Below are 15,682 nucleotides of genomic sequence, written 5' to 3'. Positions count from 1 at the left end.
CCCTGCGGGGCGCAGACCTGCACGGGGTGAGCCTGCGCGGTGCCTACCTGATCGGGGCCGACCTGCGGGGCGCGGACCTGCGCCGGGCCGACCTGCTGGGCGCGGACCTGCGGGCCGCGGACCTGCGCGGCGCCGACCTGACCGGCGCCCTGTTCCTGATCCAGCCGCAGCTCACCGCGGCGACCGGCGACGCGGCCACCCGGCTGCCCGCCGCGCTGGGCAGGCCGGGGCACTGGGCGCGGACCTCCGAGCGGCGCCGACGGTGACCGCGCCCTAGCGTGTGCCGGTGCACCTGTTCCGGACGAAGTCGATCGAGACCATCACCGCCGACGCCGGTACCGGCGACGACCCGGGCAGCGGGCAGGACGGCGGCGTCGGCCGGCTCCGGAAGACGCTCAGCGCCCGCCACCTGATCGGCTTCGGCATCGGCGTGGTCATCGGCACCGGCATCTTCACCCTGACCGGGGTGCAGGCCCGGGACACCGCCGGCCCGGCCGTCGTCCTCTCCTTCGCCGTCGCCGGCGTCGTGGCCCTGCTCGCCGCCCTCTGCTACTCCGAGCTGGCCAGCAGTGTGCCGACCGCCGGCAGCGCCTACACCTACGCCTACGCCACCACCGGTGAGCTGCTGGCCTGGGTCATCGGCTGGGACCTCTTCCTGGAGTTCGCCCTCGGCGCCGCGGTGGTCGCCCGCGGGTGGTCGGCCTACCTGGGCAACCTGCTGGACCTGCCGTCCTCGCTCTTCGGCGAGGGGGCCGCGGTGGACGTCGGCGCTCTCGCCGTCGTGCTCGTGCTGACGGCGGTGGCGGTGCTGGGCGTCAAGGAGTCGGCCCGGGTCACCAGCGTGCTCGTCGTGGTCAAGGTCGCCGTCTGCGTGTTCGTCATCGTGACCGGCGTCTGGTTCGTCAAGGGCGCCAACCTCACCCCGTTCGTACCGCCGGGCCGGCCCGCCGAGGGCGGGCAGGGGCTCGACCAGCCGCTGCTGCAGTGGCTGGCCGGTCTGGAGCCGGCGACCTTCGGCGTCGGCGGGGTGCTCACCGCTGCCGCCGTCGTCTTCTTCGCCTACACCGGCTTCGAGGCGGTGGCGAACCTGTCGGAGGAGACGAAGAAGCCCTCACGGGACATCCCGCTGGGGCTGCTCGGCACGCTGGGCCTGGCGACCGCGCTGTACATCGGCGTCGCCTTCGTGGTGGTCGGGATGGTCACCTACACCGACATCGACGCCGGCGCCCCGATCGCCGATGCCTTCGACCAGGTGGGCCTGGGCTGGGCGTCGGCGTTGATCTCGATCGCGGCGGTCGCCGGGCTCACCTCGGTCATCCTGGTCGACCTGATCACCGTGAGCCGGATCGGCTTCGCCATGGGCCGTGACGGCCTCCTGCCCCCGGTCGTCGCGAGGCTCAGCCCGCGCACCGGCACCCCGGTGCGGATGACACTGCTCTTCGCCGGGCTGGTGCTGGTGATGGTCCTGCTCTTCCCGCTGGCCGAGCTGGCCAACCTGGTGAGCATCGGCACGCTGTTCGCCTTCGTCCTGGTGTCCGCCGCCGTCCCGGTGCTGCGCCGGACCCGACCCGACCTGAACCGGCCGTTCCGGGTGCCCTTCTCCCCCGTCGTCCCGGTCCTGTCGGTCCTGGCCTGCCTGTACCTCATGGCCAACCTGAGCCTGGAGACCTGGGTCCGGTTCCTGGCCTGGCTGGCACTCGGCCTGGTCGTCTACGCCGCCTACGGCTACCGGCACTCCCGGCTGGGACTGGCCGAGCGGTCCGGGAAGGGCTGACGCTCGAGCGCGACCGGCTCAGCTGTCGGCGGCCGCCGGCTCGGCTGCGTTCACGACGCGGTGGCAGGCGGCGCAGGTGCCGAAGATCTCCAGGGTGTGCTTGACGTCGACGAAGCCGTGCTCGCCGGCGACCCGGTCGGCCCAACGCTCGACGGTGGGACCCTCGACCTCCACCGTGCGCCCACAGCTGCGGCAGACCAGGTGGTGGTGGTGAGTGGTGCTGCAACGGCGGTAGATCGCCTCGCCGTTGTCGGTGCGGATCGAGTCCAGCTCACCGTCGTCGACCAGGGCCTGCACGGCCCGGTAGACCGTCGACAGCCCGATGCTGTCGCCGGCGGCGCGCATCCGGGCGTGCACCTCCTGGGCGCTGTGGAAACCGTCGAGGGTGTCGAAGACGGCGACCACGGCGGCGCGCTGGCGGGTGTTGCGGATCATCGCGGCATCGTCTCACCCTCGACCGCGCAGGTCTCGGTGACCGGTGTGGCGACGTCGTGGGACACGTGCGCCAGGGCGTCGCGCACGATGTGCGCGACGTGCGGGTCGACCAGCGCGTAGTGCACCTCGCGGTGCCGGCGCTCCCCGACGACCAGGTCGGCGCCGCGCAGCACGCGCAGGTGCTGGGAGACCAGCGGCTGGGGCGCACCGAGGGCGTCGACCAGCTGGTGCACGCAGCGGCTGCCGTGCTGGTCGAGCAGCGCGATGATCGCCAGGCGCATGGGCGCGGCCAGGGCGGCGAGCAGGGAGCTGGCCGCCTGGACCGCGACCGGGTCGACGCCGGGTGCCTCGAGGGTCTCCCGGCTCGGTGCGGCTGTCATCCCATCACGGTAGCGCCATGTGAGAACTGTTGTCGACTGGGTCGGCCCGGTCAGGCCGACAGCGCGGCGGAGACGGCGTCGATGTTGGCCTGCATCCAGGTGACGTAGTCCTCGCCCTCGGGCAGCGTCTCGGTCACCGGGACGACGGCGACACCGGCGGCCTCGGCGGCGGCGAGCACCTGCTCGGTCTCCGCGCCGGTCGTCTGCTCGTTGTAGACCAGCGCCGCGACCTGGCCGCCGCTGAACAGGTCGAGGGTCTCCTGCAGCACCGCGGGGGCGACGTCGCCGCCCTCCTCGATGGCCTCGGAGAACTCCTCGGGCGTGCGGTTCTCCGCACCGAGGGCGTCCAGCAGGTAGTCCGGGACCGGCTCGGTGATCGCGACGCCGGCGCCCTGGGTGCCCGGCCGCGCCTCGGCCTCGGCGTCGATGAGGCCCTGCACCTGCCCGGCGAACTCGGCACCCCGCGCCTCGTAGTCCCCGGCGTGGTCGGGGTCGACCGTGCTGAGGGAGGAGACGAGCTGCTCCGAGAGCTTCGCGACGGCCTCCAGGTCGTACCAGACGTGCTCGTTGAGCTCCTCGCCCGCTGCCTCGGCCTCAGCCTCCCGGCCGGACAGCTCGACGACGTCGATGACGGTGGCCTGCGAGTCGCTGGAGGACAGCAGGGTGCCCATGAAGTCGTCATAGCCACCGCCGTTGGCGACGACCAGGTCCGCGTCGGCGACGGCCAGCTGGGTGCGGGTGTTCGCCTCGTAGGAGTGCGGGTCCGCCGACGGGTCGTCGATGATCGAGGTGACCTCTACGTCGTCGCCGGCGATGGCCGAGACGATGGCGCCGTAGACGTCGGTCGAGGCGACGACGGACACGCCCTCACCGGAGGACGACGGGGACGACGCCCCGGCGGCCGACGCGTCGTCCGAGCCACACGCAGCCAGCAGCAGCAGGGACGACGCGGCGACGGCGGCCGACACCGACTGGACCAAGCGCATGAGTTCTCCTAAGAATGACAACGGTTACCGGTAGCATAAGCGGCGTCGGCATCTGCTTCGTCCACCGGGTCGCCGGACGTCCCAGCCAGTGCGCCGGCGACCGGCACCGGTACCGCGCCGACCGTTCACTCCGGACTTCGACATCGGCCGCGGTGCCGCACGGCGCCTCGCCGGTGGCGGTGGCCGACGACCCCGCCCCACCGGTGCGCCACCGCAGCGCGACCTCGTCGTCTTCGCGGTCATGGCGGTGGTCGTGCTGTCGGTGACGGTGGGGCTCAGCCGCCACCTGTTCACCGTCGGCCTCGACGCGGAGTACGCCGCGGCCAGCGGGCTGCCCGTGCTGCGGCTGGACCTGCTGCTGGCCGTGGTCACCGCCGGCACGGTCACGCTGTCCATGCGGGTGCTCGGGCTGCTGCTGATCAGCGCACTGATGGTGCTGCCCGCCGGCTGCGCACAGCTCGTCGGCCGCAGCTCCCGGTCCAGCCTGGCCATCGCCGTCGCCGTCGGTCTCACCGCCTCGGTGACCGGCACGGTGCTGTCCTTCTACGCCGACACCCCGTCGGGGGCGACGATCGTGCTGGTGACCGTCGCCGTCTTCGCCCTGCTCGCGGCCGGGCGGACCGCCACCCGCGCCCCGGCCCGGTGGCACCACCCCGACCGATCCGGCGGCGAGCCGGTGCCGGCCGCCGCGGACAGAGGTGGCCACCGCCCTCCCCGGTCAGCCCCCGAGCAGATGGCCGGGGCCTGACCGGCGGGCCGAGGTCGCGACCTCGGCCCTCCGGTCGGTCACTCCCCGGCGGAGCCGGCGGTGCTGCCGTTCTCCTGCTCGCTGCTGGGCGCGCCCACCCACACCGTCTTGGCGTTCATGAACTCGCGCATGCCCAGGTCGGTCAGCTCGCGGCCGTAGCCGCTCTGCTTGACCCCGCCGAAGGGCAGGTCGGGATAGCTCGACGTCATCCCGTTGATGAACGCCATGCCGGACTCGATGTCACGGACGAACTGGGCCCGCTCGCCCTCGTCCTCGCTCCACAGGTTCGAGCCCAGGCCGTAGGGGTGGCTGTTGGCGATCTCGATGGCCTCGTCCAGGCTGTCGACGGTCCACAGCGCGGCGACCGGGCCGAAGACCTCCTCGGCGTAGAGCCTCATCTCCGGCGTGATCCCGGTGAGCAGCGTCGGCTCGTAGAACCATCCGGGCCCGTCGACCTCCTTGCCGCCGACGACGACGGTCGCGCCCTTGCTCACGGCGTCGGTGACGTAGTCGTGCACGTCCTGGACGCCGGACTCGGTGGCCAGCGGGCCGATCTCGGTGGCGGGGTCCATCGGGTCCCCGACGGTCAGCTCGCCGATCTTCTCGGCGAACAGCCGGGTGAACTCCTCGGCGACGTCCCGGTGCACGAAGAACCGCTTGGCGGCGATGCAGGACTGCCCGTTGTTCTGGTTGCGGGCGGTGGTGGCCACCTCGGCGGCGGTGTCCAGGTGCGCCGAGGGCATCACGATGAACGGGTCGGAGCCACCCAGCTCCAGCACGGTGGGCTTGAGCGCGTCCCCGGCGATCGCGGCGACCGACTGCCCGGCCGGCGCGCTGCCGGTCAGCGTCGCGGCCACCACCCGGTCGTCCCGCAGCACCCGCTCGATCGTCCCCGACCCGATGAGCAGGGTCTGGAAGACGTCGGCGGGGAAGCCGGCCTTGCGGAAGAGCTCCTCCATGTACAGCGCGGTCTGCGGCACGTTGCTGGCGTGCTTGAGCAGGCCGACGTTGCCGGCCATCAGCGCGGGGGCGGCGAAGCGCATCGCCTGCCACAGCGGGAAGTTCCACGGCATGATCGCCAGGACGACGCCGAGGGGCTGGTAGGTCACGTAGGCCTGCTGGGCGTTCACCGCACCGGCGTCCAGGTGCTGCGGCTCCAGCATCGCCGGGCCGTGGTCGGCGTAGTACCGCAGCGCCTTGGCGCACTTGGCCACCTCGGCCTTCGCGCTGGTGAGCGTCTTGCCCATCTCGGTGGTCATGAGCGCGGCGACGGGGTCGGTGTCGGCGTCCAGCACGTCGGCAGCGGCGCGCAGCCAGCCGACCCGGTCCTGCACGCTGGTCCGCCGGTAGCTCGCGTAGGCCGCGGACGCACGGGCGATCTTGTCCTCGAGGACGTCGTCGGTGAGCGGCTCGAAGGTCTTCAGCGTCTCGCCGGTGGCGGGGTTGATCGTGGCGATGGCCATGGGGGTTCCTCCCGATCGGTGGGCGACGGCCGGCGTCCGGTGCTCGGGCGGCCGTGCCCTCTGCACCTGCCCGCGACCCGCCAGGGCAAACGGCGGCCCCGGACACGCCGGCGTCCGCGCCGACCGGCCAGCCGCGGGCCGCTGTCCGTTCACCCGGGGACCGCACGCCGGTCGTCCGGCCCCGCAACAGTCCCGGACATGGCCATCGATGCCCCGCTGTCCCGCCGCACGCTCCTCAAGGGCGGAGCCGTCACGGCCGCCGCCCTCACCTTCGGCGGCCTGTCCGCCGAGGCCGCCCGCGCCGCCGTCGCCGAGACCGCCCGCTCGGGCGTCTTCGGCTTCGGCGTTGCCAGCGGCGACCCGACCGCCACCGAGGTGCTGCTGTGGACCCGGGTCACGCCCGTACCCGGCGCTCTGCCCGGCAGCGGGGAGGGGCCCCGGACCCAGGTCCGGTGGGAGGTCGCCGAGGACGAGGCGTTCGGCCGGGTCGTCCGTCGCGGCACCGTCACGACCGACGCGTCGCGCGACCACACCGTGAAGGTGGTCGTGAACGGCCTGGTGCCCTACACCCGCTACTGGTACCGCTTCACCGCCAAGGGCGCGACCTCCCCGGTCGGCCGCACGCAGACCGCCCCGGACGAGCCGGGCCGGGTCCACGCGCTGCGCATGGCGTTCGTGTCCTGCAGCAACTGGACCGGCGGCTTCTTCACCGCCTACCGCGGCATCGCCGCCCGCGACGACCTGGACTTCGTGCTGCACCTGGGCGACTACCTCTACGAGTACGGCAACGACCCGCGCATCGCCGGGATGGCCGGCTCCGGTGACCGCTACGGCCCCGACGCGCTGGTCGGCGTCCGCGACCACCAGCCGGCGACCGAGATCGTGTCGCTGGCCGACTACCGCCTCCGGCACGCGCTGTACAAGACCGACCCCGACCTGCAGGCCACCCACCGGCAGCACCCGTGGATCGTGATCTTCGACGACCACGAGATCACCAACGACGCGTACGCCACCGGCGCGGAGAACCACGAGCGGGACGACGACCCGGACACCGCCTACACCGAGCCGGGGAAGCCCGCGGGCATCCGCCCCGAGGGCGACTTCCTGGCCCGCCGGGAGCGGGCGTTCCAGGCCTACCTGGAGTGGATGCCGATCCGCGAGCCCGCCACGTGGCAGCCCGAGCCCAGCCAGGGCCGGCAGTTCTTCCGCCGGTTCAGCTTCGGCGACCTGGCCGAGCTGTCGGTCGTCGAGACGCGGCAGAACCGCGCCCAGCAGGTCCCGGCCACCGTCGGCGGCGCGGTCAACCCCGCGCTGGCCGACCCGCGCCGGCACCTGCCCGAGACCGAGCAGATGACCTGGCTGACCCGGGGCCTCACCGCGAGGCGGACGGCGTGGCACCTGGTGGGCAACCAGACGGTGTTCGCCCGCGTCTTCGCCGTCCCGCGGGCCGGGGTGCTCGGCGGGCAGGTGTTCAACACCGACCAGTGGGACGGCTACCAGGCCGACCAGCGCACCCTGCTCGACGCGATGGCGGCCTCGGGCACCACCGACCCGGTCGTGCTCACCGGCGACATCCACTCCTCCTGGGCCAACGACCTGCCCACCGACTGGGCCAGGTACCCGGTCGACGGCAACTCGGTCGGTGTGGAGTTCGTCTGCCCCTCGATCACCAGCAACGGGTTCAAGGAGTCCCTCGGCAACTCCGCGGCCGCCGCCACCGCGACCACCGCGGCGTTCCAGGCCGCCAACCCGTGGATCCGCCACCTCGAGGGCATCGGCCACGGCTTCACCGTCCTGGACGTCACGCCGGAGCGGGTGCAGGCCGACTTCTGGTTCATCCGCAGCAACGGCGACAAGGGGCTGGCCGTCGACCCGCGGCTGGACCCGCAGGCCACCGTCGGCTACGAGACCTCGTTCGTCTCGGTCAAGGGCAGCCGGAGGATCAGCGGCCCGGTCGGCCGGCTGGGCGCCCGCAGCGACCAGCCCCGCACCGCCCGGTGACCCCGGTACCGCTCGCCCGGGGTCCGGGCGAGCGGGACCCTCGGCGGCGACCTAGCGTCGGCCGGAGACCTCCGGCACCGTCCCGGGTGGCCGACGACGAGGAGGACCGATGTCCGGCTCCAGCCGCATCCAGCACCCCGACTTCGCCCGCAAGGTGGTGCCGGCCGAGGAGGCCGCCGCCGTGATCGCCCCCGGGGAGACGGTGGGGATGAGCGGGTTCACCGGCGCCGGGCACCCCAAGTCGCTGCCGCCGGCGCTGGCCCGCCGGATCAGCGACGCGCACGCCGCCGGGCAGCCGTTCCAGGTCGACCTCTGGACCGGGGCGTCCACCGCGCCGGAGCTGGACGGGGCGCTGGCCGCCGTCGACGGCATCGCCCGGAGGCTGCCCTACCAGTCCGACCCGGTCACCCGGGAGAAGATCAACACCGGCGGGATCGACTACCTCGACGTGCACCTCTCGCACGTCGCCCAGCTCGCCTGGGAGGGCTTCCTCGGCCCGCTCGACATCGCCGTCGTCGAGGTCAGCGGCATCACCGCCGACGGCGGGCTGGTCCCGTCGTCCTCGGTCGGGAACAACAAGACCTGGCTCGACCTGGCCGACCGGGTGGTGCTGGAGGTCAACTCCTGGCAGCCGGCCGCCCTGGACGGCATGCACGACGTCTACTACGGGACGGCGCTGCCGCCGCACCGCCGGCCGGTCCAGCTGACCCATCCCAGCGACCGGATCGGGGTGCCGCACCTGCGGGTCGACCCGGCGAAGGTGGTGGCCGTGGTGGAGACGCACGCCCCCGACCGCAACACCCCGTTCAGCCCGCCGGACGACACCGCCCGCGCCATCGCCGGGCACCTCATCGAGTACCTGGAGCACCAGGTCTCCCGCGGCCGGCTGCCCGCCGGGCTGCTGCCGCTGCAGTCCGGTGTGGGCAACGTGGCCAACGCCGTCCTGTCCGGGCTGCAGGAGTCGCGGTTCGAGCAGCTCACCGCCTACACCGAGGTGGTCCAGGACGGCATGCTGGACCTGCTGCGGTCGGGCACCCTCACCTTCGCCTCGGCGACCGCGTTCTCGCTGAGCCCGACGGCGATCGAGGAGTTCACCAGCAACGTCGAGGAGTTCCGCGACCGGATCGTGCTGCGCCCGCAGGAGATCAGCAACCACCCCGAGCTGGTGCGGCGGCTGGGCGTGATCGCCATGAACGGGATGATCGAGGCCGACGTCTACGGCAACGTCAACTCCACGCACCTCATGGGCAGCCGGATGCAGAACGGGATCGGGGGCTCCGGCGACTTCGCCCGCAACGCCTTCCTGTCGGCCTTCGTCAGCCCGTCGACGGCCAAGGGCGGGGCCATCTCGGCGATCGTGCCGATGGTGTCCCACGTCGACCACACCGAGCACGACGTGGCGGTCATCGTCACCGAGCAGGGGCTGGCGGACCTGCGCGGCCTGTCCCCCCGCAAGCGCGCCCAGCAGGTCATCGAGCGCTGCGCGCACCCGGACTACCGGGCGATGCTCACCGACTACACCGAGCGCGCCCTGCACGGGGCGCACGGCCGGCACACCCCGCACCTGCTGGACGAGGCGCTGAGCTGGCACTCCCGGTTCCTGCAGACCGGGAGCATGCGCCCGGTCTGAGCTGCGGGTCAGCCGGGGAGGACCTCCTGCTGGGACCACAGCAGCTCGCCGTCGTCGGCGTCGGGCTCGGCACCGGGCGCGGCCTGCTGGCCGACCACCAGCACCGAGCGGGCGACCGACCGCAGCCCGGGCACGTCGCCCAGGGAGTCCCAGCCGCGCGTCCGGGCCAGCCCCGCGAGCGCCTGCCCCAGGTCGCCCTCCCCCGCGCCGGCCAGCACCGCGGCCTCGTCGGTGACCCGCAGGTCGTGTCGCTGCAGCACCGACACGTCGGTGGTCCCCGACGTCGCCGGCACCACCGCGACGTCCGGCACGGCGGCCGGCACGTCCACGCCGGTGTCGTCCTCGTCGGTGTCGGCCTCGTCGGTGTCGGCCTCCTCGTCCTCGGCGTAGGCGTGCAGGACGCCGAAGGGGAAGTCGTTGCCGGTGAGGTCGAACTGGGCGTCGGCGTAGGCCAGCACCGCCGGCAGCAGCCGGTCGTTGGCGGCGAGCACCTCGGGCACGCCGTCCTCGCCGGTCACCGCCGACACCGCCGTGGCGTGCGCGGTCACCGCCGCGGCCAGCTCGGCCGCGGCGGCCCGCAGCCGCTCGGCGTCGACGGGGGTCCACTGGGGGAAGTCGTCAGCCACGCCGCGACCGTACGGCGTACGCGGCGGCGTCAGCCCTGCGGCGTCAGCCCTGCGGCATCGTGATGATCGGCTTGACGACCTCGCCGCTGTAGGACGCCTCCATCGCCTCGGTGATCCGCTCCAGCGGGAAGTACTCGACCAGCCGGTCGAAGGGGAAGCGCCCGGCGGAGTAGAGGTCCATCAGCGCGCCGATCAGCCGCGGGCTCCGGCCGCTGCCGCCGAGGGTGCCGACGATCGACTTCCCCCACAGCGTGCTGAGGTGGTCGACGCTGAACTCCGCCCCGGCCGGCGCGCCACCGATCAGCAGGCAGGTGCCGCGCATCCCGACGGAGTCGACGGCCTGCCGGATCACCGGGAGCACGCCGGTGCACTCCAGCGCGAAGTCCGCCGGCCCGCCGCAGATGTCGGTGACCGCCTGCACCGCGTCGGTGTCCGAGGCGTCGACGACGTGGGTGGCGCCCAGCTCGGTGGCCAGCCGCAGCCGGGAGGCGTGCCGGTCGACGGCGATGATCGTGGTGGCCGCGGTGTTGCGGGCGGCCATGACGGCGGCCAGCCCGACGGTGCCCACCCCGTACACCACCAGCGAGGCGCCGGGCTGCGGCCGGGCGGAGTTGAACACCGCACCGGCGCCGGTGGCCAGGCCGCAGGCCAGCGGGCCCATCAGCTCGACCGGCAGCCCCGCCGGGATCGGCACCAGCGCGCTGGCCGTGGTCAGGGAGTGGGTGGCGAAGGACGACTGGCCGAAGAAGTGGCTGGCCAGCGGGCCGCCCTCCGGGGTCGACAGCGCCGAGGGCCCGTCGAGCCGGTGGCCGCCGATGACCAGTTCGCCCAGGCGCAGGCAGTAGCGGGGCTCGCCGTCCAGGCAGTTGCGGCACTGCCCGCACCACGGCCAGCCGATGACCACCGCCTGCCCCTCGGCCAGGCCGGTGACACCCGCGCCGGTGGCGACGACGGTGCCGGCGCCCTCGTGCCCGAGCACGCCGGGCAGCGGGAACGGCATGTCGCCGTCCCGGGCGATCCCGTCGGTGTGGCAGAAGCCGGTCGCGGCGACCCGGACCAGCACCTCGCCCGGGCCCGGTTCGTCCAGTTCGACGTCCCGGACGACGAACGGCCCGTGCTGGGCCTCGACGACGGCGGCGGTGACCTTCATCTGGCGCTCCCCGCACCGGCGCGGTGGACGACGGCCACGCCGGTGCGCCCGCGGACCGTCGCGCCGTGGGCAGCGCTGCCCGCGGCGTGCCCGCAGTCTGCCCCCGACCGCGGTGCCGAGCGCGGGCGCGACATCCGACTCGGCCGGCGGCTCAGCCCAGCGGCGGGACCACCTTCCGGGCGGCCAGCTGCCCGAACAGCTCCACGAACCGGTCCTCGGTGTCCAGGCAGTCGGCGAACCCGGCCTGGCGCAGCTTGATCGTCGAACTGACGTTGTCGAAGCCGGAGATGAAGATGAACTCGCCGAACTCCCAGCCGACCAGGTCCTCGAACGGGGTGGGCACCAGGTCGTGCCGGGCCACCAACCGCTCCCACACGTCGCGGCGGCCGGCCATCGCCTCGGCCAGCGGCACCGGCTGCGGCTCGGCGTGCTCCATGCCGAACGCCCGGGCGAACGCCGGGAACAGGTGCCGCCAGCGGACCTGGTCGCCGTTGGTCACGTTGTAGACCTCGCCGTCGGCTGCCGGCGTCGCACCGGCCCACACCGTCGCCCGGGCCAGCAGCTCGGCATCGGTGACCTGGTAGAGGGCGTCGTAGGCGGCCAGGCTGCCGGGGAAGCGCAGCGGCTGGCCGAGCTCGCGGCTGATCGCGGCGTAGACGGCGATGACCATCAGCAGGTTCATCGGGTTGCCGACGGCGTAGCCGATCACGCCCTCGGGCCGCAGCACGGTCAGCCGGAACCCGCGCTGTGCGGCGACCTCGCGGAGCAGGTCCTCCTGGTCGTAGTAGAAGTTCGGCTGCACGATCCGCGGGTCGCGCTCCTTCGCCGGGGTGTTGAAGAAGCCCATGTGCGCGCCGTAGGCCTTGCCGCCCTGGTAGAGCGTCACGTGCTCCAGCGGCGCCCCGGCCGCGGCCAGCCCGTCGAGGGTGTTCTGCAGCATCCCGACGTTGACCTCCGACAGCTCCGCGGCGGTGGGCCGCTCGGCGTAGGCGCCGAACACCAGGTGCGTGGTGTCCCGCGCCGCGGCCAGCCCCTCCCGCGTGGCGTCGGCGTCCCGGAGGTCGACCGCCAGGTGCTCCCAGTCGGCCTCCCGCGGCGCCCGCCGGCTGACCCCGCGCACCCGCCGTCCGGCGGTGACGTACTCGGTGGCCGCGGCGGCGCCGATGACCCCACCCGCGCCGGTGACCAGCACGCTGCCCTGCTCGCTCATCCCGCTGTGCTCCCTCGTGTCGACTGCTGCCCCGACCAGTGCCCGGGAGGGCGGCGCCGAACCGGTGCCGTGCCAGGCTGGCGGGGTGGGCATCGAACGCACGGTCCGGCTCTCCTTCTCCGCCGACGCCCGCGCCGCGGGGACGCACACCAACCTCTCCGCCGTCCGCAGCGACGGCCCGGTGCTCTGGGTCGCCGGTGACGAGACGGCCACGGTCGAACGGCTCGTCGCCGACGACGCCGGCGACTACGCCGGGCAGGCCACCTTCCGGCTCGCCGACCTCGTCGACCTGCCCGGCGAGGACGACGACGAGGAGGCCGACGTCGAGGGCCTGGCCCGGCACGGCGACTTCCTGTGGGCCGTCGGCTCGCACAGCCTGCGCCGCCGGCAGGTCAAGGCCCGGCACAGCGGGGAGAAGGCACTGCGCCGGCTGGCGAAGGTCACCGGGCAGGCCAACCGGCAGGTGCTGGTGCGGATCCCGGTGGCCACGGTCGGCGGTCTGCCCACACCGGTGCCGGAGCTGACCGTCGACGGCGTGGTGCACCGGGCGGCGGTGTTCGGCGCGCACGGCGACGACCTGCGCGAGCTGCTCGCCGACGACGAGCACCTCGCACGCTTCCTGCCGATCCCGGGCAAGGACAACGGCCTGGACGTCGAGGGCATCGCGGTGGCCGCCGACCGGGTGTTCCTGGGGCTGCGCGGTCCGGTGCTGCGCGGCTGGGCCGTCGTGCTGGAGCTGCGCCCGGAGGTCGACCCCGACCACCCCGGCCGGCTCCGGCTGCAGCCGTTCCCCGACGGCCGCGGCTACCGCAAGCACGTGTTGCGGATGGCCGGCCTGGGCGTGCGCGACCTGTGCCCGCACGGGGACGACCTGCTGGTGCTCGCCGGCCCGACCATGGACCTCGACGGCCCGGTGCGGGTGTACCGCTGGCACGACGCGCTCACCGTCGACGTCCCGCAGGTCGTGCGCGGCGAGGAGCTGACCGCTGAGCTGGAGCTGCCGTTCGGCGACGGCGACGACCACGCCGAGGGCATCGGCCTGCTGGGCGGGGACCGGCTGCTGGTGGTCTACGACAGCCCCGCACCGGCCCGGCTGCACGAGCACGGGGTGGACGCCGACGTCGTCCGGCTGTCCACCTCCTGAGCGCGGGTCAGCCGTCCGGCGCGGCTGCGGAGGATCAGCCGCCCAGTGCGGCGAGGGTCGCCCGGACCTCCGCGGCGGTGACCGGCTCGACCGGCAGCTGGGACAGCAGCGCCGGCACCTCCTCCGGGAGCAGCCCCTCGGCCAGCAGCACGTCCAGCAGCCGGTCGGCCTGGGCCAGCGGCACCGGCAGGGTGAGCCCGGACCCCCGCACCGCGGCCTCGGCCAGGAACAGCGCGCCGGCCAGCTCGTCGGCCGCCGGGCCGGTGGGTGCCGGCACGGGCGCCGCGGCCCGGGTGACCGCCTCGGCCGCGCGCACCAGCGACAGCGGCAGCCCCTCGGCCTCCACCTCGACCAGCGGCACCGCACCGATCGCGGCCAGCACGAGGTGCTCGGCGTCGATCCGCAGCGGCGCCTCCCACTCCCCCACCCGCACGAGCTCGACCAGGTCGTCGCTGTTCTCGCCGAGCTCGTCGAGCAGCTCGGCCCACTCGGCGGTGCGGGTCGCCCGGGCCCGCTCGGCGGCCTGCAGGCAGGTGTCGAGCACGAAGGGGTCGATCAGCTCGCGGTCGAACCGCTCGGCGTACAGGACGCCGTCGGCGCCGAGTGCGTTGAGCGCGTCCTGAAAGCTGCCGGGGCGGGCGTCGCCGAGCTCGAGCCGGCCGTCCTCCTCCGCGCCGAGCGGCTGGCCGTTGGCCGCACGGGCACCGAGGGTCGAGCCGCTGGGCACCAGCCGGCCGCGCACCCGCTGGACGTGCGGGTGGTCGGACAGCCCCACCGCCCAGGCGCACGCCTCGGCGATCAGGGCCGGGGTGCGCTCGCGGAGCACCTCACGGCACAGCAGCGCCAGAGGGTCGGGGCCGAAGTCGCTGTCGATCACCTCTCCACCATGCCCGCCGGGACGGCGTCCCACCCCAACGGCCCGGCTGTGCGCGGGCTGGGCAGCGGATGTGCGCGCGCAGGCATAGCGTGAGCCGGGACAGCCGGACCCGCAGCGAGCCCTGGAGCAGTCCATGCGCGCCGACCAGCACCGTCCCCGTCACCTCCGCCGTCCGCTCGCGGTCGCCGCCGCCGCGGCCGCGACCGCGCTGCTGCTGCCGGCCAGCGCGGTCTCCGCGACGCCACCGGGCAGCGCCCAGGTCGCCGTCCCCGACCTGGTGGGCTCGGGCTCGGTGCCCGTGCGCGGCCTGGACCTCGACGCGCTGACCATCCCGGAGCTGCAGCAGCGGATGGACGCCGGGCAGCTGAGCGCCGTCGACCTCACCCGGGCCTACCTGGCCCGGATCGACGCGCTCAACGGTGAGCTGGGCGCGGTGCTCAGCGTCAACCCGCACGCCCTGGACGACGCCGCGGCCAGCGACGCGGCGCGCCAGCGGCAGCAGGGGCGGGGCCCGCTGGAGGGCATCCCGGTGCTGCTGAAGGACAACGTGGACACCGAGGCGATGCCCACCACGGCCGGCTCGCGGGCCCTGCTGGGCAGCGAGCCCGACGACGCGACGATCACCCGGCGGCTCCGCGAGGCCGGGGCGGTCGTGCTCGGCAAGGCCAACCTCTCCGAGTGGGCCAACTTCCGCGGCGCGGCCTCGACCAGCGGCTGGAGCGGCGTGGGCGGGCAGACGGCGAACCCCTACGTGCTCGACCGGAACCCGTGCGGCTCCTCCTCGGGCTCGGCGGCCGGGGTGGCGGCCTCGCTGGCCCAGGTCGCGATCGGCACCGAGACCGACGGTTCGATCGTCTGCCCCGCCGGCGCCAACGGCGTCGTCGGGCTCAAGCCCACCCTGGGCCTGGTCAGCCGCACCGGCATCGTGCCGATCTCCGCCGAGCAGGACACCGCCGGTCCGATGGCCCGGCACGCCGTGGACGCCGCCCTGGTGCTGGGGGTGCTGGCCGGCACCGACGACTCCGACGCCGCCACCGCCGAGATCCCCGCCGACCTGGGCACCGACTTCGCCGACCTCGACCTCGACGCGCTGCAGGGGGCCCGGATCGGCGTCTGGACGCTGACCCCTGAGCAGTCCGCGGCCGTCGACGACCAGACCGAGGCCGTGTTCGCCGCGGCAGTGAAGCAGGTGGAGGCCGCGGGGGCGACCGCGGTGCCGGTGCAGCTGGCGTACCAGGACGAGATCGGCGCCGGGGAG

General features: G+C 74.2%; 15 protein-coding genes. 7 read left to right on the top strand and 8 right to left on the bottom strand.

The features are described 5' to 3' along the window. On the top strand, positions 1-266 hold a 266-nt coding region (locus GCU67_RS02770; protein WP_163609563.1), incomplete at its 5' end, for a pentapeptide repeat-containing protein. A 20-nt stretch (positions 267-286) separates the two neighbouring features. Then, complete coding sequence (locus GCU67_RS02765; RefSeq protein WP_163609562.1) at positions 287-1,774, top strand: amino acid permease; 1,488 nt, start codon at positions 287-289, stop codon at positions 1,772-1,774. An 18-nt stretch (positions 1,775-1,792) separates the two neighbouring features. On the opposite strand, the gene GCU67_RS02760 is transcribed toward GCU67_RS02765, so the two are convergent. Genes GCU67_RS02760 through GCU67_RS02750 form a run of 3 tightly spaced genes read right to left on the bottom strand, consistent with a single transcriptional unit; the run spans position 1,793 to position 3,575 of the window. After that, a complete protein-coding gene (locus tag GCU67_RS02760; RefSeq protein ID WP_163609561.1) occupies positions 1,793-2,209 on the bottom strand; it encodes a Fur family transcriptional regulator in 417 nt (138 codons plus the stop codon). Then, the gene (locus tag GCU67_RS02755) at positions 2,206-2,589 is read right to left on the bottom strand and encodes an ArsR/SmtB family transcription factor (protein ID WP_163609560.1); all 384 of its coding nucleotides are present in this window, start codon (positions 2,587-2,589) and stop codon (positions 2,206-2,208) included. Before GCU67_RS02755 ends, GCU67_RS02760 begins: the two co-directional genes overlap by 4 nt. Positions 2,590-2,639: 50 nt before the next feature. Further along, positions 2,640-3,575, bottom strand: a complete 936-nt coding sequence (locus tag GCU67_RS02750) for a metal ABC transporter solute-binding protein, Zn/Mn family (RefSeq protein WP_163609559.1) — start codon at positions 3,573-3,575, stop codon at positions 2,640-2,642. A gap of 88 nt (positions 3,576-3,663) precedes the next feature. On the opposite strand from GCU67_RS02750, the gene GCU67_RS02745 reads away from it, so the two are divergent. After that, on the top strand, positions 3,664-4,323 hold the full coding sequence (locus GCU67_RS02745; protein WP_211660663.1) for a metal ABC transporter permease: 660 nt from the start codon (positions 3,664-3,666) through the stop codon (positions 4,321-4,323). 38 nt (positions 4,324-4,361) lie between these two features. Here GCU67_RS02745 and GCU67_RS02740 read toward each other — a convergent pair whose 3' ends face one another. Further along, on the bottom strand, positions 4,362-5,786 hold the full coding sequence (locus GCU67_RS02740; protein ID WP_163609557.1) for an NADP-dependent succinic semialdehyde dehydrogenase: 1,425 nt from the start codon (positions 5,784-5,786) through the stop codon (positions 4,362-4,364). 198 nt (positions 5,787-5,984) lie between these two features. On the opposite strand from GCU67_RS02740, the gene GCU67_RS02735 reads away from it, so the two are divergent. Together GCU67_RS02735 and GCU67_RS02730 are read left to right on the top strand one after the other, a co-directional pair. Beyond that, the gene (locus tag GCU67_RS02735; RefSeq protein WP_211660662.1) at positions 5,985-7,787 is read left to right on the top strand and encodes an alkaline phosphatase D family protein; all 1,803 of its coding nucleotides are present in this window, start codon (positions 5,985-5,987) and stop codon (positions 7,785-7,787) included. A gap of 109 nt (positions 7,788-7,896) precedes the next feature. Then, positions 7,897-9,417 (top strand): acetyl-CoA hydrolase/transferase family protein, encoded by a 1,521-nt coding sequence (locus GCU67_RS02730; protein ID WP_163609556.1) that lies wholly within the window; start codon positions 7,897-7,899, stop codon positions 9,415-9,417. Between the two features lie 8 nt (positions 9,418-9,425). On the opposite strand, the gene GCU67_RS02725 is transcribed toward GCU67_RS02730, so the two are convergent. From GCU67_RS02725 to GCU67_RS02715, 3 genes are all read right to left on the bottom strand, one after another. Beyond that, on the bottom strand, positions 9,426-10,043 hold the full coding sequence (locus GCU67_RS02725) for a hypothetical protein (protein ID WP_163609555.1): 618 nt from the start codon (positions 10,041-10,043) through the stop codon (positions 9,426-9,428). A gap of 43 nt (positions 10,044-10,086) precedes the next feature. After that, positions 10,087-11,193, bottom strand: a complete 1,107-nt coding sequence (locus GCU67_RS02720; protein ID WP_163609554.1) for an NAD(P)-dependent alcohol dehydrogenase — start codon at positions 11,191-11,193, stop codon at positions 10,087-10,089. A 151-nt stretch (positions 11,194-11,344) separates the two neighbouring features. Continuing rightward, positions 11,345-12,496, bottom strand: a complete 1,152-nt coding sequence (locus GCU67_RS02715; protein ID WP_246214498.1) for an SDR family oxidoreductase — start codon at positions 12,494-12,496, stop codon at positions 11,345-11,347. Here GCU67_RS02715 and GCU67_RS02710 point away from each other — a divergent pair. Then, positions 12,489-13,547 (top strand): DUF3616 domain-containing protein, encoded by a 1,059-nt coding sequence (locus GCU67_RS02710; RefSeq protein WP_163609553.1) that lies wholly within the window; start codon positions 12,489-12,491, stop codon positions 13,545-13,547. The two genes, GCU67_RS02715 and GCU67_RS02710, sit on opposite strands and share 8 nt — an antisense overlap. Positions 13,548-13,581: 34 nt before the next feature. On the opposite strand, the gene GCU67_RS02705 is transcribed toward GCU67_RS02710, so the two are convergent. Then, a complete protein-coding gene (locus GCU67_RS02705; protein WP_163609552.1) occupies positions 13,582-14,424 on the bottom strand; it encodes a hypothetical protein in 843 nt (280 codons plus the stop codon). A 133-nt stretch (positions 14,425-14,557) separates the two neighbouring features. Between GCU67_RS02705 and GCU67_RS02700 the strand changes: the two genes are divergently transcribed. After that, positions 14,558-15,682, top strand: a 1,125-nt coding sequence (locus GCU67_RS02700) for an amidase family protein (protein WP_246214497.1), incomplete at its 3' end; no start/stop codon positions are given.

Source organism: Modestobacter muralis, from assembly GCF_010682105.1.
GTDB classification, from domain to species: Bacteria; Actinomycetota; Actinomycetes; order Mycobacteriales; family Geodermatophilaceae; genus Modestobacter; species Modestobacter muralis.
The sequence above is the reverse complement of the archived record's forward strand: the minus strand, read 5'-3'. Positions and strand labels throughout refer to the sequence as shown.

Bases quoted from the DNA above. Each gene is read 5' to 3' on its own strand.
- GCU67_RS02735 (WP_211660662.1), top strand. From the start codon at position 5,985: ATGGCCATCGATGCCCCGCTGTCCCGCCGCACGCTCCTCAAGGGCGGA.
- GCU67_RS02730 (WP_163609556.1), top strand. From the start codon at position 7,897: ATGTCCGGCTCCAGCCGCATCCAGCACCCCGACTTCGCCCGCAAGGTG.
- GCU67_RS02750 (WP_163609559.1), bottom strand. From the start codon at position 3,575: ATGCGCTTGGTCCAGTCGGTGTCGGCCGCCGTCGCCGCGTCGTCCCTG.
- GCU67_RS02740 (WP_163609557.1), bottom strand. From the start codon at position 5,786: ATGGCCATCGCCACGATCAACCCCGCCACCGGCGAGACGCTGAAGACC.
- GCU67_RS02720 (WP_163609554.1), bottom strand. From the start codon at position 11,193: ATGAAGGTCACCGCCGCCGTCGTCGAGGCCCAGCACGGGCCGTTCGTC.
- GCU67_RS02755 (WP_163609560.1), bottom strand. From the start codon at position 2,589: ATGACAGCCGCACCGAGCCGGGAGACCCTCGAGGCACCCGGCGTCGAC.
- GCU67_RS02715 (WP_246214498.1), bottom strand. From the start codon at position 12,496: ATGCCCACCCCGCCAGCCTGGCACGGCACCGGTTCGGCGCCGCCCTCC.
- GCU67_RS02760 (WP_163609561.1), bottom strand. From the start codon at position 2,209: ATGATCCGCAACACCCGCCAGCGCGCCGCCGTGGTCGCCGTCTTCGAC.